Source organism: Actinoplanes octamycinicus (assembly GCF_014205225.1).
Classification (GTDB): domain Bacteria; phylum Actinomycetota; class Actinomycetes; order Mycobacteriales; family Micromonosporaceae; genus Actinoplanes; species Actinoplanes octamycinicus.
Genome location: NZ_JACHNB010000001.1, coordinates 838,343 through 858,231, shown reverse-complemented (window position 1 = coordinate 858,231; position 19,889 = coordinate 838,343). Strand labels below are relative to the sequence as shown.

General features: G+C 71.4%; 19 protein-coding genes. 13 read left to right on the top strand and 6 right to left on the bottom strand.

The genetic code is table 11. The features are described 5' to 3' along the window. Nucleotides 1-126 precede the first annotated feature (126 nt). From BJY16_RS03690 to BJY16_RS03665, 6 genes are all read left to right on the top strand, one after another. Nucleotides 127-1,143 carry an SIS domain-containing protein gene (locus BJY16_RS03690; protein WP_185046249.1) on the top strand — a complete coding sequence of 339 codons (1,017 nt, stop codon included), beginning with the start codon at nt 127-129 and terminating at the stop codon, nt 1,141-1,143. Nucleotides 1,144-1,170: 27 nt separating this feature from the next. Beyond that, nucleotides 1,171-2,718 (top strand): sensor histidine kinase, encoded by a 1,548-nt coding sequence (locus BJY16_RS03685; protein WP_185037714.1) that lies wholly within the window; start codon nt 1,171-1,173, stop codon nt 2,716-2,718. Nucleotides 2,719-3,019: 301 nt separating this feature from the next. Then, nucleotides 3,020-4,237: an IS110 family RNA-guided transposase gene (locus BJY16_RS03680; RefSeq protein ID WP_311775284.1), complete on the top strand. Its 1,218-nt coding sequence runs from the start codon at nt 3,020-3,022 to the stop codon at nt 4,235-4,237. Nucleotides 4,238-4,669: 432 nt separating this feature from the next. Beyond that, entirely contained in the window at nt 4,670-6,361 is a 1,692-nt protein-coding gene (locus BJY16_RS03675) for a nitrite/sulfite reductase (RefSeq protein WP_185037713.1), read from the top strand. A 151-nt stretch (nt 6,362-6,512) separates the two neighbouring features. Then, nucleotides 6,513-7,283, top strand: a complete 771-nt coding sequence (locus BJY16_RS03670) for a phosphoadenylyl-sulfate reductase (RefSeq protein WP_185037712.1) — start codon at nt 6,513-6,515, stop codon at nt 7,281-7,283. After that, nucleotides 7,265-8,050: a sirohydrochlorin chelatase gene (locus tag BJY16_RS03665; RefSeq protein WP_185037711.1), complete on the top strand. Its 786-nt coding sequence runs from the start codon at nt 7,265-7,267 to the stop codon at nt 8,048-8,050. The genes BJY16_RS03670 and BJY16_RS03665 overlap by 19 nt, the downstream gene beginning before the upstream one ends. Before the next feature lie 631 nt (nt 8,051-8,681). Here BJY16_RS03665 and BJY16_RS03660 read toward each other — a convergent pair. Further along, nucleotides 8,682-8,936, bottom strand: coding sequence for a WhiB family transcriptional regulator (locus BJY16_RS03660; protein WP_089291486.1), 255 nt, complete (start codon nt 8,934-8,936; stop codon nt 8,682-8,684). Between the two features lie 412 nt (nt 8,937-9,348). After that, a complete protein-coding gene (locus tag BJY16_RS03655) occupies nt 9,349-10,299 on the bottom strand; it encodes a diacylglycerol/lipid kinase family protein (protein WP_185037710.1) in 951 nt (316 codons plus the stop codon). Between the two features lie 70 nt (nt 10,300-10,369). Between BJY16_RS03655 and BJY16_RS03650 the strand changes: the two genes are divergently transcribed. Next, nucleotides 10,370-10,747, top strand: a complete 378-nt coding sequence (locus tag BJY16_RS03650) for a hypothetical protein (RefSeq protein WP_185037709.1) — start codon at nt 10,370-10,372, stop codon at nt 10,745-10,747. 38 nt (nt 10,748-10,785) lie between these two features. After that, a complete protein-coding gene (locus tag BJY16_RS03645) occupies nt 10,786-11,484 on the top strand; it encodes a FadR/GntR family transcriptional regulator (RefSeq protein ID WP_185037708.1) in 699 nt (232 codons plus the stop codon). A gap of 7 nt (nt 11,485-11,491) precedes the next feature. On the opposite strand, the gene BJY16_RS03640 is transcribed toward BJY16_RS03645, so the two are convergent. Continuing rightward, nucleotides 11,492-11,899 carry an ATP-binding protein gene (locus tag BJY16_RS03640; protein WP_185037707.1) on the bottom strand — a complete coding sequence of 136 codons (408 nt, stop codon included), beginning with the start codon at nt 11,897-11,899 and terminating at the stop codon, nt 11,492-11,494. A gap of 97 nt (nt 11,900-11,996) precedes the next feature. Next, nucleotides 11,997-12,401, bottom strand: a complete 405-nt coding sequence (gene sodN / locus BJY16_RS03635) for a superoxide dismutase, Ni (protein ID WP_185037706.1) — start codon at nt 12,399-12,401, stop codon at nt 11,997-11,999. Between the two features lie 85 nt (nt 12,402-12,486). Between sodN and BJY16_RS03630 the strand changes: the two genes are divergently transcribed. The 5 genes from BJY16_RS03630 to BJY16_RS03610 all read left to right on the top strand — a co-directional run bounded on the left by BJY16_RS03630 (nt 12,487) and on the right by BJY16_RS03610 (nt 19,348). After that, nucleotides 12,487-12,795, top strand: a complete 309-nt coding sequence (locus tag BJY16_RS03630; RefSeq protein ID WP_221501875.1) for a S26 family signal peptidase — start codon at nt 12,487-12,489, stop codon at nt 12,793-12,795. A gap of 214 nt (nt 12,796-13,009) precedes the next feature. Further along, entirely contained in the window at nt 13,010-14,167 is a 1,158-nt protein-coding gene (locus BJY16_RS03625; protein ID WP_185046248.1) for an NAD(P)-dependent malic enzyme, read from the top strand. A 785-nt stretch (nt 14,168-14,952) separates the two neighbouring features. Further along, nucleotides 14,953-15,894, top strand: a complete 942-nt coding sequence (locus BJY16_RS03620; protein WP_185037704.1) for a zinc-binding dehydrogenase — start codon at nt 14,953-14,955, stop codon at nt 15,892-15,894. A gap of 260 nt (nt 15,895-16,154) precedes the next feature. Beyond that, the gene (gene pta / locus BJY16_RS03615; protein WP_185037703.1) at nt 16,155-18,236 is read left to right on the top strand and encodes a phosphate acetyltransferase; all 2,082 of its coding nucleotides are present in this window, start codon (nt 16,155-16,157) and stop codon (nt 18,234-18,236) included. Beyond that, nucleotides 18,233-19,348, top strand: a complete 1,116-nt coding sequence (locus BJY16_RS03610) for an acetate/propionate family kinase (protein ID WP_185037702.1) — start codon at nt 18,233-18,235, stop codon at nt 19,346-19,348. Before pta ends, BJY16_RS03610 begins: the two co-directional genes overlap by 4 nt. Nucleotides 19,349-19,369: 21 nt before the next feature. Here BJY16_RS03610 and BJY16_RS03605 read toward each other — a convergent pair whose 3' ends face one another. Beyond that, on the bottom strand, nt 19,370-19,528 hold the full coding sequence (locus BJY16_RS03605; protein ID WP_185037701.1) for a hypothetical protein: 159 nt from the start codon (nt 19,526-19,528) through the stop codon (nt 19,370-19,372). 142 nt (nt 19,529-19,670) lie between these two features. Continuing rightward, nucleotides 19,671-19,847 (bottom strand): DUF6104 family protein, encoded by a 177-nt coding sequence (locus tag BJY16_RS03600; protein WP_185037700.1) that lies wholly within the window; start codon nt 19,845-19,847, stop codon nt 19,671-19,673. Nucleotides 19,848-19,889: the final 42 nt, after the last annotated feature.

Genomic DNA, 19,889 nt, shown 5'->3' with positions numbered 1-19,889 from the left:
AGGCCTCACGTTTGCGCAGTAGTGCTCGAAAGATTGACGTACTAAGCTTTTTCTTGCAAGACTGCGCATCGATCGCGCGGGAAATGCTCATCTGGGGAGGATGACGTGACACAGCCAGGCCACGGGATGGCAGCGGACATCGCGGAACAACCGGCGGGTTTCGCCCGCCTGCTCGACGGCCCGCACGCGACGGCGATCGCCGAGGTGGCGGCCGAGATCGCGGCCCGCCGTCCGCGCAACGTGCTGTTCGTCGGCCGGGGCACCTCCGACCACGCCGCGCTCTACGGGGCGTACCTGACCGAGATCCGCCTCGGCCTGCCGGTGGCCAGCGCCTCGCCGAGCGCCATCACGCTCTACGGCGCCCGGCCCGACTTCACCGGCACCCTGGTCGTCGGGGTCAGCCAGAGCGGCGGCTCGCCCGACCTGACCGGCGTGCTCTCCGCCGCCCGGGAGACCGGCGCGCTCACCCTCGCGGTCACCAACAACCCGGAGTCGCCGCTGGCCCGGGCCGCCGAGCTGTCGGTCGACGTGGCCGCCGGGCACGAGCGGGCGGTGGCCGCCACCAAGACGTACACCGCCGAGCTGCTCGCGCTGCTGCTGCTGGTCGAGGGGATCCGGGCCGGCGACGGCCGGCTGCCCGAGGCCGAGCGGGCCGCGCTGGCCGGGCTGCCCGAGCTGGCCGAGACCACGCTCGCCGACCGGACCCCGGACGAGATCGCGCAGCGCTACCGGTTCGCGCCGCACATGGTGACCACCGGCCGCGGCTACGCCTACCCGACCGCCCGGGAGGCCGCGCTCAAGCTGATGGAGACGTCGTACGTGCCGACCCTGGCGTTCTCCGGCGCCGACCTGCTGCACGGCCCGCTCGCGATGACCGACACCGACGTGCCGGTGCTGGCCGTGGTCGGCGACGGCCCGGGCGGCAAGTCGATGGGCGACGTGATCGAGCGGCTGCGCGAGCGCAAGGCCGACGTGCTGACCATCGGCCCGGCCGGCCGGCTCGCGGTGCCCGCCGTCGACGAGCGGTACAGCCCACTGCTGGACATCCTGCCGCTGCAGAAGCTGGCGCTGGCGCTGGCGCTGGCCAAGGGCGAGGACCCGGACGCGCCGCGCGGCCTGAAGAAGGTGACCAGCACGCTGTAGGAAACATCCGCGTGGCAGGCTTGGCGAGTGTCCACCCTGCGCGATCTCGTCGAGGAACACACCAGCCTCGGTTCCGCCGACATCGACCACCTGCACCGGCTCGCCGGTGACTGGCAGCTGCTCTCCGACCTCTCCTTCGCCGATCTGCTCCTCTGGGTGCCGATCAAGGGAGAGGCCCGGAAGCCGCGTGACTTCCTCTGTGTCGCCCAGGTGCGCCCGAGCACCGCGCCCACGGCGTACCAGGAGGACCAGGTCGGCAAGATCTTCGGCGGTCCCGAGGTGGCGCACCTGGACGTGGCCTTCACCCAGGAGCGGATCTGGCGTGAGGGCGACCCGGTCTGGTACGGCGACACCCCGGCCCGGCACGAGGCCATCCCGGTCCGCCGCCGCGACGAGAACGACCACGAGGAGGGCTACAGCGAGGTGATCGCGGTGATCGGCCGCGACACCAACCTGAGCACCGCCCGCACCCCCAGCCAGCTCGAGCTGAACTATCTGACCACCGCGGACGACCTGGCCCAGATGGTCGCCGACGGCACCTTCCCGCCGGCCCGGCAGCCCGGCGAGATGACCACCTCGGCGCCCCGGGTCGGCGACGGCCTGATCCGGCTGGACGCCTCCGGCAAGGTCACCTACGCCAGCCCGAACGCCCAGTCGGCCTACCGCCGGCTGGGCTTCAACGCGCACCTGGTCGGCGAGGACCTGGCCCACCTCTCCACCCGGCTGGCCGCCGACCCGCTGGAGGGCAACGACGTCGCCGAGCGGATCCGGGCCTCGCTGCGCGGCGAGTTCCCGCCCCGGATGGAGTTCGAGGCGCGCGGCGCGACCGTGCTCACCCGCTCGCTGCCGCTGCTCCCGGCCGGCGTCCCGATCGGCGCGCTGGTCCTGGTCCGGGACGTCACCGAGGTGCGCCGCCGGGACCGCGCCCTGATGACCAAGGACGCCACGATCCGGGAGATCCACCACCGGGTGAAGAACAATCTGCAGACCGTGGCCGCGCTGCTGCGCCTCCAGGCCCGCCGCGTGGACGCCCCGGAGGCCCGGATGGCCCTGGAGGAGTCGGTCCGCCGGGTCGCCTCGATCGCGCTGGTGCACGAGACGCTCTCGATGTCCAGCGACGAGGCGGTCGAGTTCGACGGGATCGTCGACCGGGTGGCCACCGCCGCCACCGAGGTCGCCTCGACCAGCCTGTCGGTGCACATGCGCCGGGAGGGCACGTTCGGCATCCTGCCCGCGGAGATCGCCACCTCGCTGGTCATGGTCCTCAACGAGCTGCTGATCAACGCGGTCGAGCACGGCTTCCCGGCGGGCGAGGACGACGAGCCGGCGCCCGCGCCGGAGCAGCCGGCCGAGGTGGTCGTCTCGGCCCACCGGTTCCGCAAACAGCTGCACGTCACGGTGGCCGACAACGGTCAGGGCCTTCCGGAGGGCTTCCGCCCGGACGCGGGCGGCCGGCTCGGCCTGCAGATCGTCCGCGCCCTGGCGACCGGCGAGTTGCGCGGCAGCATCGAGCTGCGCAACCGGGCGGGTGGCGGCACGGAGGCGGTCCTGGTGGTCCCGCTGGGCAAGCGCTGAGTCCGGCACGGCGGCGCTGGTTCTTCGGTGACCACCCACGGGCCGTGAAGGGTGCGGCGATCGCTCTGGACGCGCCAGCGGCCAGATCGCCGTGCCCGGCCCGCGCTACTTAAAGAGAATTTGGTGTACGACCGCGGCCCGGCCAGGCTTGGTCGAGGTGATCGGTAGGGTGCTCAGGCCCGCGCTGCCCACTCATATGGCGGGGTGTGGCTCTCTCCCGGCTTGGACCCTGCCGGTCACCGTGGCGCGGAGTGGCTGAAGAGGGGTTTGCCCAGCTGTAAGTAGCGTTGCCCTCCCGCTGGTGTGGTTCTGCCGCGACGACGGGAAGGTCAACGGGTACATGGGTCAGCTGATCATTGGAGTCGATCCGCACAAGCGGTCCGCGACGATCGAGATCATCAACGAGCGTGAACAGGTGCTGGCCCGTGGCAGGTACGGCACCGACACCGGTGGCTACCAGCAGATGCTCGCCGCCGGCCGCCGTCACGCCGGCCGGGTGTGGGCGGTCGAGGGCTGTAACGGCATCGGCCGGCACCTGGCCCAGCGGCTGGTCGCCGACGGCGAAACCGTGCTGGACGTCCCGGCGAAACTCGCCGCGAAAGCCCGCAACTTTGACACCGGGCACGGCCGTAAAACCGACGGTCACGACGCGCACCACATCGCGGTGACCGCCCTGCGCACCCCGGGCCTGCGCCGCGTTCACGCCGACGGCGCCACCGTCGCGCTGCGGCTGCTGGCCGACCGCCGCGACCAGCTCGGCGCCACCCGCACCGAGACCATCAACCGGCTGCACCAGCTACTGCTCGAACTGATCCCCGGCGGCGCGAAGAAGAACCTGACCACCGACCAGGCCCGCACCCTGCTCGAACGCGTCAGCGTCCCGGCCGGCGACATCGTCACCGCCACCCGCTATCAGCTGGCCGGCGACCTGGCCGACGAGCTCACCACCCTGGACACCAAGATCAAAGCAGCCAACCGGCAGCTGAAGACCGTGCTGGCCGCCACCGGCACCCAGCTGACCAGCCTCAACGGCATCGGCCCCTCCGGCGCCGCCCGCCTGCTCGGCGACATCGGCGACATCAGCCGCTTCCCGACCCGCGGGCACTTCGCCACCTGGAACGGCACCGCCCCCATCGACGTGTCCTCCGGCGACAACCATCATCACCGGCTCAACCGGGCCGGGAACCGGCGCATCAACCGGGTCCTGCACATCATGGCCATCACCCAGCTCCGCTTCGACACCCCCGGCCGCGCCTACTACCAGCGCAAACGCGCCGAAGGCAAAACCGCGATGGAAGCCATGCGAGCGTTGAAACGACGCCTGTCCGACACCGTCTACCGCCAAATGATCAAAGACGACCACACGGCACAACAGACAGCGACGGGTCCGGGAGGACACACGGGGGCGACTCTGAACTCCAGCGCGGCCGACCCAAACCCCAAGATCGACACTTCGGAAAAGTCACAACCCGGACCCGCCAACCACCACCCTAAAACACCCCTCACACCAACCCCTTGACAGAGGGGTGCCGGGAGCGTGCGGTCCGTACCCCGGCGGGCGCGCGTCAATGAAGATCTTGATCGTTGTATTGATCTTCGGCCGTCGATGTCTGGGCGTGCCCCACCTGCGATGTAACGACTTCGTAACGGCAGTAGGATTACTCCGCGAAGTGCCATGCGCCACACTCCCGGATTCTGGACCTCACTGGCCCACATTCGGTTTGCGTGAGAGGCTTACCGGCATGACCGCTGCAATCGACCGCCGCTTCGTGGCACGCCGCCACGTCGACTACGGGCGTGTCTTCAGCGCGATGTGTCCGGCTTCCTGACGCCGCCCCCCTTTATTTCGGGCGCGGACGACAAGCCGGCCCTCTCCCGACGCTGAAGTCGCGGAGCCTCCAGATGGCCGCGATTGTCTTCCGGTGCCCACGAAACCCGGAGGACCGCCGCCATGGCGCCCAGCAACACTCCCGCAACGCCGACCGCCCGCCCTCGTAAGGCGCGCGGCGAGGGTCAGTGGGCGCTCGGACACCGCGAGCCGCTCAACCCCAATGAGCGCAGCAAGAAGGACGACAACCCGCTCAACGTCCGGGCGCGCATCGAGAACATCTACGCCAAGGGCGGCTTCGCCTCGATCGACCCGGCCGACCTGCGCGGCCGGTTCCGCTGGTGGGGGCTCTACACCCAGCGCAAGGCCGGGATCGACGGCGGCCGCACCGCGGTGCTGGAGCCGGAGGAGCTCGAGGACGAGTACTTCATGCTCCGCGTCCGGATCGACGGCGGCGCGCTGAGCCTGGCCCAGTTGCGCGTGATCGGCCAGATCGCCACCGAGTTCGCCCGCGACAGCGCCGACATCACCGACCGGCAGAACATCCAGATGCACTGGATCCGGGTCGAGGACATGCCGGAGATCTGGCGCCGGCTGGAGTCGGTCGGCCTGCAGACCACCGAGGCGTGCGGCGACTGCCCGCGCGTGGTGCTCGGCAGCCCGGTCGCCGGCATCTCGACCGACGAGGTCATCGACGCCACCCCGGCGATCGACGAGATCATCAAGCGGTACGTCGGTGACCCCGCGTATTCGAACCTGCCGCGCAAGTTCAAGTCGGTCATCTCCTGGCTGCCCGACGGGCCGTACCAGGCCAACGACATCGCGTTCGTCGGGGTCGAGCACCCCGAGCACGGTCCCGGCTTCGACCTCTGGGTCGGCGGCGGCCTCTCCACCAACCCGCGGCTGGCCGAGCGCCTCGGCGTCTGGGTGCCGCTCGCCGAGATCCCGGACGTCTGGGAGGGCGTGGTCGCGATCTTCCGGGACTACGGCTACCGCCGGCTGCGGCACCGCGCCCGGCTGAAGTTCCTGCTCGCCGACTGGGGTGTGGCGAAGTTCCGTGACGTCCTGGAGAAGGAGTACCTGGGCCGGGCACTCATCGATGGGCCCGCCCCGGACCTGCCGGAGAAGCCGATCGACCACATCGGCGTGCACAAGCAGCGCGACGGGCGGAACTATGTCGGCGCCGCCCCGGTCGTCGGCCGCTCCTCCGGCAAGCAGCTGCTCGCCCTGGCGGACCTGGTCGAGCAGCACGGGTCGGAGCGGGTGCGGCTCACGGCGTACCAGAAGCTTCTGGTTCTGGATGTCGCCGACGATCGGGTCGAGTCGCTGATCAGCGGACTTCGCGGGATCGGGCTGGAGGCGCGCCCGTCGGCCTGGCGGCGCGGCACGATGGCCTGCACCGGCATCGAGTTCTGCAAGCTCGCCATCGTCGAGACCAAGGCGCGCGGCGAGGAGCTGGTCGCCCGGCTCGAGGAGCGGCTCGGCGACTTCGACGCGGACATCTCGGTGCACCTCAACGGCTGCCCGAACGCGTGCGCCCGGACCCAGGTCGCCGACATCGGCCTCAAGGGCCAGCTGGTGATGAACGCGCACGGCGAGCAGGTCGAGGGCTTCCAGATCCACCTCGGCGGCGCGCTCGGCATGGCCAAGGGCGAGACCGCCGGGTTCGGCCGCAAGCTGCGGGGCCTCAAGGCCACCGCCGAGGAGCTCCCCGACTACGTCGAGCGGGTGGCCCGGAACTACCTGGGTGGCCGCTCCGAGGGGGAGACCTTCGCCAACTGGGTGATGCGGGCGGAAGAGGAGCTCCTGAAATGAGCGACGCCCGATCCGCCCCGCTCTACTGCCCCTACTGCGGTGACGAGGACCTCCGCCCCAACGAGTCCTCGCACGGCGCCTGGGAGTGCCACTCCTGCGCCCGCGTGTTTTCGGTCAAGTTCATCGGGTTGTTGTCCAAGGGAGCCACAGAATGAGCATCCTGAACGCCTCCGGCCTGGGCCTGATCAACCTGGGTGGCAGTCCCGCCGCCGCCCCCGCTGACCCCGCCCGTCGTTCTCCGGAGGAGCTGCGCGAGCTGGCCTTGCAGGCCGCCCGCGACCTGGAGGGCCGCCCCGCCGAGGAGATCGCCAAGTGGGCGACCGACACCTTCGGCGCGCGGTTCTGTGTCACCAGCTCGATGGCCGACGCGGTGGTCGCGCACCTCTTCTCCCGCGTCGCGCCCGGCGTGGACGTGGTCTTCCTGGACACCGGCCTGCACTTCCCGGAGACCCTCAAGGTCCGGGACACGGTGGCCCGCACGATGAACGTGAACGTCCGCTCGATCCGCCCGCGGATGACGGTCGGCCAGCAGGACGGGGAGTACGGTCCCCGGCTGTTCGCCCGCAACCCGGACGAGTGCTGCTTCATGCGCAAGGTGGAGCCGCTGGAGCGGGCCCTGGCCGACTACGACTCCTGGGCCACCGGCCTGCGCCGTGACGAGTCGCCGACCCGGGCCAACACGCCGGTCGTCGCGTTCGACGCGAAGAAGGGCAAGGTCAAGGTCAACCCGATCGCGGCCTGGACCCAGGCGGATGTGGACCGCTACATCAGCCGGTGGAACGTGCCGGTCAACGAGCTGTTCAAGAAGGGCTACGGGTCGATCGGCTGCTGGCCGTGCACCCGGCGCACCAAGGCCGGCGAGGACCCGCGCGCGGGCCGCTGGGCGATGTTCGAGAAGACCGAATGCGGTCTGCACGTCTGATCGGGTCCCCGCGGCCGGCCGTGGTGCTCGTCGCCCACGGCAGCCGCGACCCCCGCGCCGCGGCGTCCACCGAGGCGCTGGCCCGGGCGGTGCGCCGGGGACGGCCGGAGTGGCTGGTGAGGGCCGCCTATCTGGACCATGCCGGGCCCCGGCCGGTGCAGGTGCTGAGCGGGCTCGGCGCGCGGCGGGTGGTGCTGGTGCCGCTGCTGTTGACCGAGGCTTATCACGGGCGGGTCGATCTGCCGGCGGTCCTTGAGGAAGCCGCGGATCTGCCGGTCGAGGTGACGCTGGCCGGGGTGCTGGGGCCGCGGCGGGCTGATCTGCCGGTCGAAGGGTCACGGCGGGCTGCGGCGCGGATGCCGCGGCTGCTGGTCGAGGCGTTGGTGCGGCGGCTTCCGGTGGACGGGTTCGACGCTGTCGTGCTGGCCGCGGCCGGCACGCGGGACGCGGTGGCACGGGAGACCGTGGAGCACGCTTCGGTGGCGCTGGGGGAGCGGCTGGGGGTTCCGGCGGCGGTTTCCTACTCCTCAGGGGTGGGGCCCCGGGCCGGGGACGCGGTGCGGGCGCTGCAGGAGGCCGGGGCGCGGCGGGTCGCGGTTGCCGGATACTTCCTCGCGCCGGGGCTTCTCCATGACCAGGCGGTGGCGTCGGCATGGGAGGCCGGCGCGGTGGCGGTGGCGGAGCCGCTCGGGGATGCGCCGGAGTTGGTCGGGTTGATCGCGGAGCGGGTGGCTGCCGCTGGGGTGCGGAGGCTTGCCGCGGCCTGATCGCGGGTTCTGCCGGCCCGGCCCAGGGCGGCTGGTTGCTGTTGCGGCCGCCTCGTGCGGTGTGTGGGTGGTTGCGGTTCTGCTGGCCCGCCTCGGGGCGGCTGGTTGCTGTTGCGGCCGCCCGGCCCGGTCCGCGGTCTGCTTGCGCTTGCTCGACCGGGACGGGGTCCGCGGTTTGCTTGCGGCCGCTGTCTGCGATTTCCGGTACGCCCGCAGCGCGGCCGGTCAGCGGAGGATGTGGCCACTCCGCCTCCGCGCCCGGGTTGCCCCCTACCACCACCGTGAGCCGGTCACGGCCTGCCGTCGATACCGCCGTGGGATTTCGCCGCGCCGAGTGGGGACCGGGTGGTGAGGTCGGTCTATTGATTACTGATGGTGATGATCACTCTGCGCTACGCGATGATGGGGCGCTGTGGGGCGGTGTCCGGAATGGAGAGTCCACAGCGGAGTGTGCCGGAGTCGCGACGGAAACCGATCAGCGGCCATTTCGAGATCATTTCGGGAGTGTGGGTAAACGTACCGTGATCGAATTAGCGCACTGCGGAATGAGAGCGCTGGGTAAGCGTCCCGAAACAGCAAGACGCCCCGGTGCCGATCGGCCCGGGGCGCGAATGCTGTGTGGGGGATTGAATCAGGCGGTCGGCGCGGACACCCGAAGGCCGCCGCGACGCTTGACCGCGCGGCGCTCGTCCTCGCTCATCCCGCCCCATACGCCGGCGTCCTGGCCGGACTCGAGCGCCCAGGAAAGGCACGACTCGGTCACTGGGCACCGCCGGCACACGGCCTTGGCCTGCTCGACCTGCAGGAGCGCGGGGCCGGACGTCCCGATCGGGAAGAACAGCTCCGGGTCCTCGTCGCGGCAGATCGCATCGTGACGCCAGTCCATGGCGGCAAACTCCTTGTTTCGGATGGGGTAATGAAAACAGTGCTGTTTACCTATATGCATGCGCCCGCAGTGCCGACGGGTTGTACCCGTACACTCACCGGAGCGTCAGCAAGCCTTTGTGTTTGGTAGCCGTTCTGCGCTTCTGGATTAGGAACGCGCACAAGCCGCTACCGGTTACTTCTTATCGCTTGTGAATGCTTTCACGAACTCTCGCGATGTCAAGGGTAGCGCTGGAAGTTTCTTCCAGCGGGTGAGCTGGCTCACGTACCCTTATGTCCGGTTCCGCCGCTGCTGCCAGAGCCGGTTGACGAACGCTCCCATCAATGTAGTACGGTCCCGGCCACTTCGCCGACCTTTTGCCCGTGTTTCTGTAACGGATCGTGAGCACGTACGGAAACGACGTACCCCGCCGTCAGCAGATCACACGCAGCGCTGAGCGGACGGACACGAAGTGCACCTTCTGCCGCTCGCCGAGATAGTCACCGTCCAGCTGGAATGCCTGGGGCCGGGACGACATCACGGTGAAATCCGCAAGGTCATGTAGCCGTAACACCTGTTTACCGTGCGGTTCGCCGGAGCGCCACGCGAGCTGTGTCACGGTCCTCGTGGTGCCGGAAACACTAAGGCGGCGCAGGGCCAGGACATCCAGCCCGAGATCGAACGAAGCGTCCGGATTGGGATCCACCGGTCGGCTGCCGGCGTACGTCCAAGGGGCGGTGTTCTGCACGATGATCGTCCCGAGCCCGGTGTCGCTGGTCTCACCCGGTCGTTCCAGGGTCATCGGCGGATCCGCCCGGTCGAGGCCGGTGAGGAACTGGCCGACCATCGTGCGCAGGTAGAGACCCGGCGTCGACGTCCGGCCGCGCAGCCGGGCCTGCTCCACCCGGCGGATCACCGCGGCGTCCAGACCCAGGCCGGCTGCGAAGGTGAAGTAGCGGTCGTCGGCGCGACCGAGATTGATCACTCGATGCCGGCCGTCGCGGAGGCCGTCCAGGATGACGCTGGTCCCGTCCACCCAGTCGGCGGGCAGGCCGAGCGCGCGGGCGAAGACGTTGGTCGAGCCGCCCGGCACCACGGCCAGCGCCGGCACCCGGTAGGCGGCCGGGCCGGGCAGCCCGGCGAGCGCGGCCGGGGCGGTGAGCAGTCCGTTGACCGCCTCGTTGATGGTGCCGTCGCCACCCAGCGTGACCACCACGTCGACGCCGCTCTCGGCGGCCGCCCGGGCCAGCGTGGTGGCGTGCCCGCGCCGCTCGGTGTAGCGCACGGTCAGCTCGACGGCGCTCTCCAGCGCCCGGACCAGGACGTCGCGGCTGCGCTCGGTGGTCGCTGTCGCCCGGGGGTTGACCACCAGCAAGGCACGCATGCGCGGCACCTTACCGGGCGGAACCGGATCTGGCTGTCGGTATGGTGCAGCAGTGACCGGTGAGAAACCCGTGAGTACCGCGGCCGCGTCCCTCGACTGGGGGGTCCGGCTGCTCTACCTGCAGAGCGTGGGGCTGGCCGGGCTCACCGCCTATCTGGTTGTCCTCGATCTGACCAGCGCCGGCGCTGACATCGGCGTGGCGGCCTCGCTCACCGTGCTGGCCGCGCTGGCCGCCGTGGTGGTCTTCCTGATCGCCCGGGCGCTCGGCCGGCGCCGGGTCCGGGCCCGCGGGCCGGCCGTCGTGGTGCAGCTGTTCACGCTGGCCACCGGCGGTTTCCTGGTCCAGGTGGGACCGCTCTGGCTGGGCGTGACGCTGCTGGTGCTGGCCGCGGTCACCGCGGTGCTGGTGCTGCTTCCGGCGAGCAGCCGAGCGTTGGGTGTCGATTAGCGGGTTCCGCGGAGCCGATCAGGGCCTAACCTGGATGGGTGACCGGCTCAACGGTGCGCCCGCCCGCCTATCAACAACTCGCGGACGATTTGCGGGCGGATATCACTTCGGGACGACTGCAACCTGGTGAGCGGCTGCCGCCCGAGCCTGAGTTGTGCGTGAAGATCGGCGTCAGCCGCAGCACGGTGCGCGAGGCGTTGCGCCTGCTCGCCAGCCAGCATCTGATCGTCACGACCCGCGGGGTGACCGGCGGCAGCTTCGTGGCGCATCCGGACGCCGGGCAGCTGGCCGACGGGCTCTCCACCGGGTTCGCGCTGCTCACCCACTCGAACGGGGTGGGGCTGGCCGACCTGCTCGAGCTGCGCCGGGCGCTGGAGGTGCCGGCCGCCGGGCTGGCCGCGGTCCGGCGCACCGAGGCGCACCTGATCGAGCTGCGCGGTGCGCTCTTCGACCCGGCGCTGGACGACTTCGACACCATGCTGGCCGCGCACTCGGTGTTCCACCGGGCGCTCGCCAAGGCCACCGGCAACCCGCTGTTCGAGCTGGTCGGCCGCCCGCTCTACCAGGCGTCGTACGGTGAAGAGGTGGTTGCCGCCCTGCCCGAGGGATATTGGGCGCGGATCGACGCGGACCACCGGGAGCTGCTGGAGCTGCTCGCCGCACGGGACGCCGAGGGCGCCACCCGGGCGGCGGCACAACACCTGGATTACATCGCGCTGGCCGTGACCGTCCGGTAACGACCGGTCAGTACTCGGTGCGGCGGGTGAGCAGGCGGATCGTCGCGTGCTGCCCGTTCGCCTCGGCGGCGGCCGAGGTGGTCAGCGCGGTGAGCACCTTCCACGCGAAGGACGACTCGGAGGGCAGCCGGGCGCCGCGCACGGTCGCGACGGTCACCTCGACGGTGAGCGCGTCGTCGGTGACCGCGAACCGGCACTCCAGCTCGGCGCCGCGGGTGGCGATGGCCAGCAGCATGGCGCACGCCTCGTCGACGGCGATGCGCAGATCCTCGATCTCGTCGAGGGCGAAGTGCAGGCGAGCCGCGAGACCGGCCGTGGCCGTGCGGAGCACACCGAGGTAACCACCGTCGGCGGGAACCGTCAGGAGAACGACGTCGTCCCCGATCTCCGGCTCCGCGTGGGTCAGCTGAGACACCCGCGACCTCCTCCTGTCGGTGGAGACTTTAACCGGTTACACCCGGTTATGGCAGAGGCCGGCGCACCCCGGGGGCACGCCGGCGCTCCGGTCGTGCTCAGGCCTGCTTGGTCTCCCAGAAGATCTTGGAGATCTCCTCGATCTTGCCGAGCAGCTGGTCGGCGATCGCCGGGTCCACCGAGCCCTTGGCGCCGGCCGCGCCGGCGAGCTTGGTGGCCTCGTTGAACAGCTGGTGCAGGTTCGGGTACTTCTCGAAGTGCGGGGCCTTGAAGTAGTCGGTCCACAGCACCCACAGGTGGTGCTTGACCAGCTCGGCCCGCTGCTCCTTGATGATGATGGCCCGGGTGCGGAACTCCGGGTCGGTGTTGCCCTGGTACTTCTCGGCGATGGCCTTGATCGACTCGGCCTCGATCCGGGCCTGGGCCGGGTCGTAGACGCCGCACGGCAGGTCGCAGTGCGCGCTGACCACGGTGCTCGGCATGAGGAAACGCGGAAGTCGCATCAGGACTCCTCCATAGAGTTTGCGATGATCCGGGCTTGACACTACCCCTTACACCCATTGCCTAACGCGACGGAGGCTTGATGCCTTGAGGTGGCACTTACCACTGTTCGCCGTCTTGGTGAGCGGTCCGTCGATGGTCCCCACCCTGCGGCACGGGGACGCGCTGCTCGTCCGGCGCGGCGCCCGGGTAAGGACCGGCGACGTGGTGGTCGCGCGCTTCCGCAGCCGCCCCGATCTGCTGGTCGTCAAGCGGGTGGTCCGCCCGGAGCGGGACGGCTGGTGGATCGAGGGCGACAACGAGTTCGTCCAGGACGACTCGCGGTCCTACGGGGTGGCGGATGTCATCGGACGCGCCGTGTTTCGCTACTACCCCAGCCCAGGGCGGTTACGTTAGTCTCCAGTATCCCCAGCGCACACCCGCGCTGCGGTCGCTTTCCCGGGTGATCCCCGCTTGCACCGCCTCCTGGCGCATACTCGCGACCAGGCCAGTGCCAGGTGCCACGTATCAATGTCGATGCCGTGTGGAGTTCACCGTGTCATTCTTCAGTTTCGAGCTCGATCCTGCCCTCGCCGCCGATCCCGTCTTCGACCTGCACCGCCGGGGCAAGATGACGATGAGCGCGACGGTTCCGCTGGCCAGCCGGGACGACCTGTCCCTGGCGTACACGCCCGGGGTGGCCCGGGTCTGCGAGGCCATCGCGGCGGACGAGTCGCTCTACCCCGACTACACCTGGACGTCGAACACCGTCGCCGTCGTCACCGACGGGTCCGCGGTGCTCGGCCTGGGCAACATCGGGCCGAAGGCCGCGATGCCCGTCATGGAGGGCAAGTCGGTGCTGTTCAAGCAGTTCGGCGGGGTCGACTCGATCCCGATCTGCCTGGACACCCAGGACGTCGAGGGGATCATCGCGGCGGTCAAGGCGATGGCGCCGTCGTTCGGCGGGATCAACCTCGAGGACATCAGCGCGCCGCGCTGCTTCGAGATCGAGCGCCGGCTCGACGCCGAGCTGGACATCCCGGTCTTCCACGACGACCAGCACGGCACCGCGGTGGTCACGCTCGCCGCCCTGCGCAACGCGGCCAAGCTGCTCGGCCGCTCCTTCGGCGACCTGCGGGTGGTCATCAGCGGCGCCGGCGCCGCCGGGGTGGCGATCACCAACACGCTGATCGCGGCCGGCGTCCAGGGCGCCAACGTGATCGTCGTCGACTCGCGCGGCATCATCCACGCCGAGCGCGGCGACCTCAGCGGGATGAAGGCCGAGCTGGCCGCGACCACCAACTTCTCCGGCCGCAGCGGTGGCATCGCCGAGGCGCTGATCGGGGCGGACGTGCTGGTCGGCGTCTCCGGCGGCAGCATCCCGGAGGAGGCCCTGGCCGGCATGGCGCCCGGCGCGATCATCTTCGCGCTGGCCAACCCCACCCCGGAGGTCCCGCCGGCGACCGCGCACAAGTACGCCGCGATCGTCGCCACCGGCCGCAGCGACTTCCCGAACCAGATCAACAACGTGCTCGCGTTCCCCGGCATCTTCCGCGGCGCGCTGGACGTCCGCGCCACCACGATCACCGACGCCATGAAGGTGGCCGCGGCGGACGCCATCGCGGCCATCGTCGCCGACGACCTCCGTCCGGAAGCGATCGTCCCGTCCCCGCTCGACCCGCGGGTCGCCCCGGCGGTCGCGGCAGCCGTCGCGGCCGCGGCACTCCGCGACGGCGTGGCCCGGCGCACCCCGGCTCCGGCACCGGCCCAGGCCCGCCAGACCGTCTGACCCGAGATCCGCTGATCGGCCGCGCGCCGCTTCGCCTACCGGCGGGGCGGCGCGCCGCCGTTCCTGCTCTTTTCGGTACGGCCGGCGGTGCGAGCCGCCGTCGTCGAAGTGGCGACCAGGAGAACGCCCACTGAGCACCTCAACCGGTCCTGGCCGGCGCGCTCCCAGCCCGCCCACCCAGGGGGCCACCCTCCTGAGGACAGTGTGCCGCGAGGAGGCGGTTCGCGGCGGCGGCCTGTGGAAGACGGGCTGGTGTGGACAACGCGACCGCATCGGCGGAGGAGCGTTTCGGCTGGCCGGAGTAGGTGTGAGTCGCGCCGGCGGTGCCCGGCGGTGTGCGGCGAGGCGGTGCCCGGCGGTGTGCGGCGAGGCGGTGCCCGGCGGTGTGCGGCAAGGCGGTGCGCGGCGGTCCGAGGCAAGAGGGCGCGCGGTGGTGTGAGCGGTGTGCTGTCGGGCGGTGCGCGGCGGTCCGCGGCAAGGCGGCGCGCGGTGGTGTGAGCGGTGTGCTGCCGGGCAGTGCGGAGCGCCGAGACGGTTTGGTGTCCGGCGGTGTGCTGCCGGGCGGTGCGGGGTGGTGCGTGGGGTGCGAGGGGGTGTGTGGCGCCGCGAGGTGGTGCGTGGCGCGGTGAGGTCGGGTGTGGGGCCACGAGGGGATGTGCGGCGTGGCGAGGCGGGGTGGTGCCGGGTGCGGCGGGGCGGGTGGTTTGGGAGGTCCGGCGGGGCTTTGGGCGTACCGGGAAGGGTTGTGGGGTTGATCGATGGGCGGTGGGGACTAGGGTCGGATCATGCGCGCCGCCTATGTGTCCTCGCTGCAGCCTGACGCGCCGCTGAGCGGCCTGACCGTCGGGGAGCTGCCGTTCTCCGTGCCGGACGGCTGGGTGCCGGTGGCGGTGCGGGCCAGTTCGCTCAACCAGCACGACATCTGGTCGCTGCGCGGCGTCGGTCTGCCCGCCGACCGGCTGCCGATGATCCTCGGGTGTGACGCCGCCGGGGTGGATCCGGACGGGCGGGCGGTGCTGGTCTACCCGGTGGTCCAGGACAAGGCCGATCCGCGCGGATATTCGCTGTTCTCCGAGCGGCATCCGGGGACGCTGGCCGAGCAGGTGGCCGCGCCCCGGGAGAACCTGTTGCCGATTCCGGACGGGGTGTCGTTCGCCGAGGCGGCCTGCCTGCCGACGGCGTGGCTGACCGCCTATCACATGCTGGTGACCCGGGGCCGGGCCGCGGACGCGGGCGCGATCCTGGTGCAGGGGGCCGGCGGCGGTGTCGCCACGGCCGCGGTGGCGATCGGCGTGGCGCTCGGCAAGAAGGTCTATGCCACCAGCCGTGAGCAGTGGAAACGTGACCGGATCAGCGAGCTGGGCGCGGTCGCGGTGGAGCCGGGCGGGCGGCTGCCGGAGCGGGTCGATGTGGTGATCGAGTCGGTGGGGGAGCCGACCTTCGAGCATTCGATGAAGTGCGCGGCGCCGGGTGCGCGGATCGTGGTGTGCGGGGCGACCGGCGGTCACCTGGCCCGGGTGGATCTGCGGCGGGTGTTCGCGATGCAGCTGGAGATCCTGGGCAGCAGCATGGGCACGCCCGGGGAGCTCGGTGAGCTGCTGGAGATGTGCGCGAGCGGCCGGATCCGGCCGGTGATCGACTCCCGCTATCCGTTCGCGGAGGCGGCGAAGGCGTTCGCCCGGCTGTCGTCCGGCGAGCTGTTCGGCAAGGTGGTCCTGGAGCACTGAGCGCGGAGGCCGGGGCGCCTGGAGCACTGAGCGCGGAGGCCGGGGCGCCTGGAGCACTGAGCGCAGTCGACCGGGCCTGGAGCGCTCAGCGGGGACCGGGTGAACCCGGACGAGTGGTCCGGGTGCGCTGAGTGGGGACGACCGGGCGTACCGGAAAGTGGCGGGCCGCGGGTGTAGCGGACCGGGACCGGCGGGATGTGACCTTGAGGCCGGCCGCGGGAGGACTTTAGGCCCGGCGGCGGTCCCCGAGTGCCGGTAGTTTGAGGTTCGTGGCGCGCAGTGTCTATGTAGCGGGCTTGGGCCCGGGTGTCGGCAAGGGCGCGGTGGCCCTGGGGATCGTCGAGCTGCTGTCCCGGCAGGTCGCCGGGGTGTCGGTGTTCCGGCCCCTGGTGCACGACGCCGACCGTGATCCGTTGTTGACCAGTCTGCGGGAGCGGTATCCCGGGCCGGTGCCGGTGGCCGAGTCGTTCGGGGTCACCCAGGCCGAGGCGACCGCGCTGCTCGCGGACGGCCGGCGGGAGGAGCTGATCGGCCGGATCGTCGAGCGGTACCGGGCGGCCGAGCGGCGCAGCACCGCCGTGGTGATCATCGGGACTGACTTCGCCGACACGGCCGACGAGAGCCGGGACGGGCTGCCCCGGGAGCTGGCCGTCAACGCGCGGCTGGCGACCGAGTTCGGCAGCGTGGTGATCCCGGTGGTCAGCGGTGCGGGGCGGGGCGGGGAGTCGCTCGCGGCAGCGGCCCGCAGCGCCTACCACTCGCTCGGCGACCTGGGCGCGACGGTGGCCGCGGTGATCGCCAACCGGGTGCCGCCGTCGGCCGCCGGCGGGCCGGACCCGGATCTGCCGGTGCCGTTCTGGGCGATCCCGGAGGTGCCGGTGATCGCCGCGCCGACGGTCGGCGAGGTCGCCGAGGCGCTCGACGCGACCGTGCTGTCCGGCGCGCCCGGCGCGCTCGACCGCGACGTGCTGGATTACGTGGTGGGCGCCGCGCACGTGCCGACCGTGCTGGAGCACCTGACCGACGGGGCTCTGATGATCACCCCGGGCGACCGGGCCGACCTGCTGGTCGCCGCCAGCGCCGCGCACGCGGCCGGCACGGTGACCCTGGCCGGCCTGGTGCTGACCCTCGGCGAGCCGCCCGACCCGCGGGTGGTCCGGGTCATCGAGCGGTTGAACACCGGGCTGGCGATGCTGGTCACCAAGTCGGACAGCTTCCACACCATCGCGCTCTCCGACCGGGTCCAGGCGCAGCTCAGCACGCCGCGCAAGGTGCAGGCGGCGCTCGGCGCGTTCGAGGCGCACGTGGACACCGCGGCGCTCTCCAAGGTGCTGGACGTGGCCCGGTCGGCCCGGGTCACGCCGCTGATGTTCGAGAACGATCTGATCGACCGGGCCCGTGCCGACCGCCGGCACCTGGTGCTGCCGGAGGGCACCGAGGAGCGGATCCTGCGGGCCACCGAGACGCTGCTGCGCCGCGGGGTGGCCGACCTGACCCTGCTCGGCGACCCGGCGGAGATCACCCGGCGGGCCCGGGAGCTGGGCGTGGAGATCGGCGACGCGCGGCTGGTGGACCCGGCCACCAGCGAGTGGCGGGACGACTTCGCCGCGCGGTACGCCGAGCTGCGCAAGGGCAAGGCGGTCACTCTCGACCTGGCCTACGACGTGGTCCGCGACGTCAACTACTTCGGCACCATGATGGTCGCCGCCGGGCTGGCCGACGGGATGGTCTCCGGCTCGGTGCACACCACCGCGGCGACGATCCGGCCGGCCTTCGAGATCATCAAGACGGTGCCGGACGTGTCGGTGGCCTCCAGTGTGTTCTTCATGCTGCTCGCCGACCGGGTGCTGGTCTACGGCGACTGCGCGGTCAACCCGGACCCGGACGCCGCCCAGCTCGCCGACATCGCGCTCTCCTCGGCGAAGACGGCGGCCGCGTTCGGCATCGAGCCGCGGGTCGCGATGCTCTCCTACTCGACCGGTAAGTCCGGCGCGGGCGCCGACGTGGAGAAGGTCGCGGCGGCCACCGCCCTGGTCCGGGAACGCCGCCCGGATCTGCCGGTGGAGGGCCCGATCCAGTACGACGCGGCGATCGACCCGGCGGTGGCCGCCGCCAAGCTGCCCGGCAGCGCGGTGGCCGGCCAGGCCACGGTCTTCGTCTTCCCCGACCTGAACACCGGGAACAACACCTACAAGGCGGTGCAGCGATCGGCGAATGCGGTCGCGGTCGGCCCGGTCATGCAGGGCCTGCGCCGCCCGGTGAACGACCTGTCCCGGGGCGCGACGATCAAGGACATCATCAACACCGTGGCGATCACGGCGATCCAGGCGGGAGCCAAATGACTCGGGTGCTGGTGCTCAACTGCGGCTCGTCCTCGGTGCGGTACAAGCTCTTCGACGGCGGCACGGTCAGCGCGAAAGGCCACATCGAGCGGATCGGCGAGGACGGCGGCGAGGCGGCCGACCACCTGTCGGCGCTGCGTGAGCTGCTGGACCGGCTGGACCTGAGCGGGCTGGCCGCGGTCGGGCACCGGGTGGTGCACGGCGGCGAGCGGTTCACCGGGTCGACGGTGATCACCGACGAGGTGGTGGCCGCGGTCGAGGAGCTGATCCCGCTGGCGCCGCTGCACAACCCGGGCGCGCTGACCGGCATCCGGGTGGCCCGCAAGCTGCTGCCGGACGTGCCGCAGGTGGCGGTCTTCGACACCGCGTTCCACGCGACGATCCCGCCGGAGGGGGTGCTCTGGGCGGTCGACCGGGACCTGGCCCGGCGGTTCGGGCTGCGACGGTACGGCTTCCACGGCACGTCGCACGCCTACGTCTCCCGGGAGACCGCCCGGATCCTCGGCAAGCCGGTCGCCGAGACCAACGTGATCACCCTGCACCTGGGCAACGGGGCGAGCGCGGCCGCGGTCCGCGGCGGCCGGTGCGAGGCCACCTCGATGGGGATGACCCCGCTGCCCGGCCTGGTGATGGGCACCCGGTCCGGGGACATCGACCCGAGCCTGATCTTCCACCTGCACCGGGTGGGCGGCCTCGGGCTGGACGAGATCGAGGAGTCGCTGACCCGGCGCGCCGGCCTGCTCGGCCTCACCGGGGCCAACGACATGCGGTCGGTGCTGGACCGGCGTGCGGCCGGGGACGAGGAGGCGGAGCTGGCCTTCGCGATCTACACCCGGCGGCTGCGCGAGTACATCGGGTCCTACCTCGCGGTGCTGGGGCGGGTGGACGCGATCACCTTCACCGCCGGGGTCGGCGAGCGGTCCGCGGTGGTGCGGGCCGCCGCGCTGGACGGGCTGGCGCCGCTCGGGATCAGTGTCGACCCGGCGCGGAACGAGGCCGGCGAGCTGATCATCTCGCCGGACGGGGCGCCGGTCGCGGTCTGCGTGGTGCCGACCGAGGAGGAGCTGGAGATCGCGAACGAGTCCCGCCGGGCGCTGTCGCTGGAGAGCTGAGCAGCGCCGGGCGGGTCTCGGTCAGCCGAAGGCCAGCCAGGCGACCAGTGCGATGAGGGCGACGGCGACCACACCGCCGATCACGTAGGGCGCCTTGGACGGAGCGGGGGTTTCCGGCGTGCGGGTGAAGGCCCGGAACGCCTCGGTGTTGCCACCCGGGTCGACGCGGTTATCAGACATGCGCCCGACCCTAGCCAAGCCACGCACGCTTCCGCCAAGGGCGATCACTTCGGGACGGACACGCTGTCCGTCCGGGCCGCTTCTCACCAACCCCGTTTGCGGTACGCGTAGGTCGTACCGCAAACGGGGGTGAACGGACCGCTCAGTCGTCGTCCTCGTCGTCGCGGGCGAGCCAGGTGGCGAGGCGCTCGATCGGCGTCTCGAACTCCGGGTGCATGTCGACGAAGGTGCGCAGCTGCTCGCCGAGCCACTCCAGGGTGACGGTCTCCTCGCCGCGCCGCTGGACCAGCTCCTCGATGCCCCGATCGGTGAAGTACATCCTCGAATGTTAAGAGGGGCCGCTCCGCGCGGGCGGAGCGAC

Bases quoted from the DNA above. Each gene is read 5' to 3' on its own strand.
- BJY16_RS03660 (WP_089291486.1), bottom strand. From the start codon at position 8,936: ATGGACTGGCGTCACGATGCGATCTGCCGCGACGAGGACCCGGAGCTG.
- BJY16_RS03655 (WP_185037710.1), bottom strand. From the start codon at position 10,299: ATGCGTGCCTTGCTGGTGGTCAACCCCCGGGCGACAGCGACCACCGAG.
- sodN (WP_185037706.1), bottom strand. From the start codon at position 12,401: ATGCGACTTCCGCGTTTCCTCATGCCGAGCACCGTGGTCAGCGCGCAC.
- BJY16_RS03600 (WP_185037700.1), bottom strand. From the start codon at position 19,847: ATGTACTTCACCGATCGGGGCATCGAGGAGCTGGTCCAGCGGCGCGGC.
- BJY16_RS03675 (WP_185037713.1), top strand. From the start codon at position 4,670: ATGGCGCCCAGCAACACTCCCGCAACGCCGACCGCCCGCCCTCGTAAG.
- BJY16_RS03605 (WP_185037701.1), bottom strand. From the start codon at position 19,528: ATGTCTGATAACCGCGTCGACCCGGGTGGCAACACCGAGGCGTTCCGG.
- BJY16_RS03670 (WP_185037712.1), top strand. From the start codon at position 6,513: ATGAGCATCCTGAACGCCTCCGGCCTGGGCCTGATCAACCTGGGTGGC.
- BJY16_RS03620 (WP_185037704.1), top strand. From the start codon at position 14,953: ATGCGCGCCGCCTATGTGTCCTCGCTGCAGCCTGACGCGCCGCTGAGC.
- BJY16_RS03665 (WP_185037711.1), top strand. From the start codon at position 7,265: ATGCGGTCTGCACGTCTGATCGGGTCCCCGCGGCCGGCCGTGGTGCTC.
- BJY16_RS03625 (WP_185046248.1), top strand. From the start codon at position 13,010: ATGACGATGAGCGCGACGGTTCCGCTGGCCAGCCGGGACGACCTGTCC.
- BJY16_RS03690 (WP_185046249.1), top strand. From the start codon at position 127: ATGGCAGCGGACATCGCGGAACAACCGGCGGGTTTCGCCCGCCTGCTC.
- BJY16_RS03610 (WP_185037702.1), top strand. From the start codon at position 18,233: ATGACTCGGGTGCTGGTGCTCAACTGCGGCTCGTCCTCGGTGCGGTAC.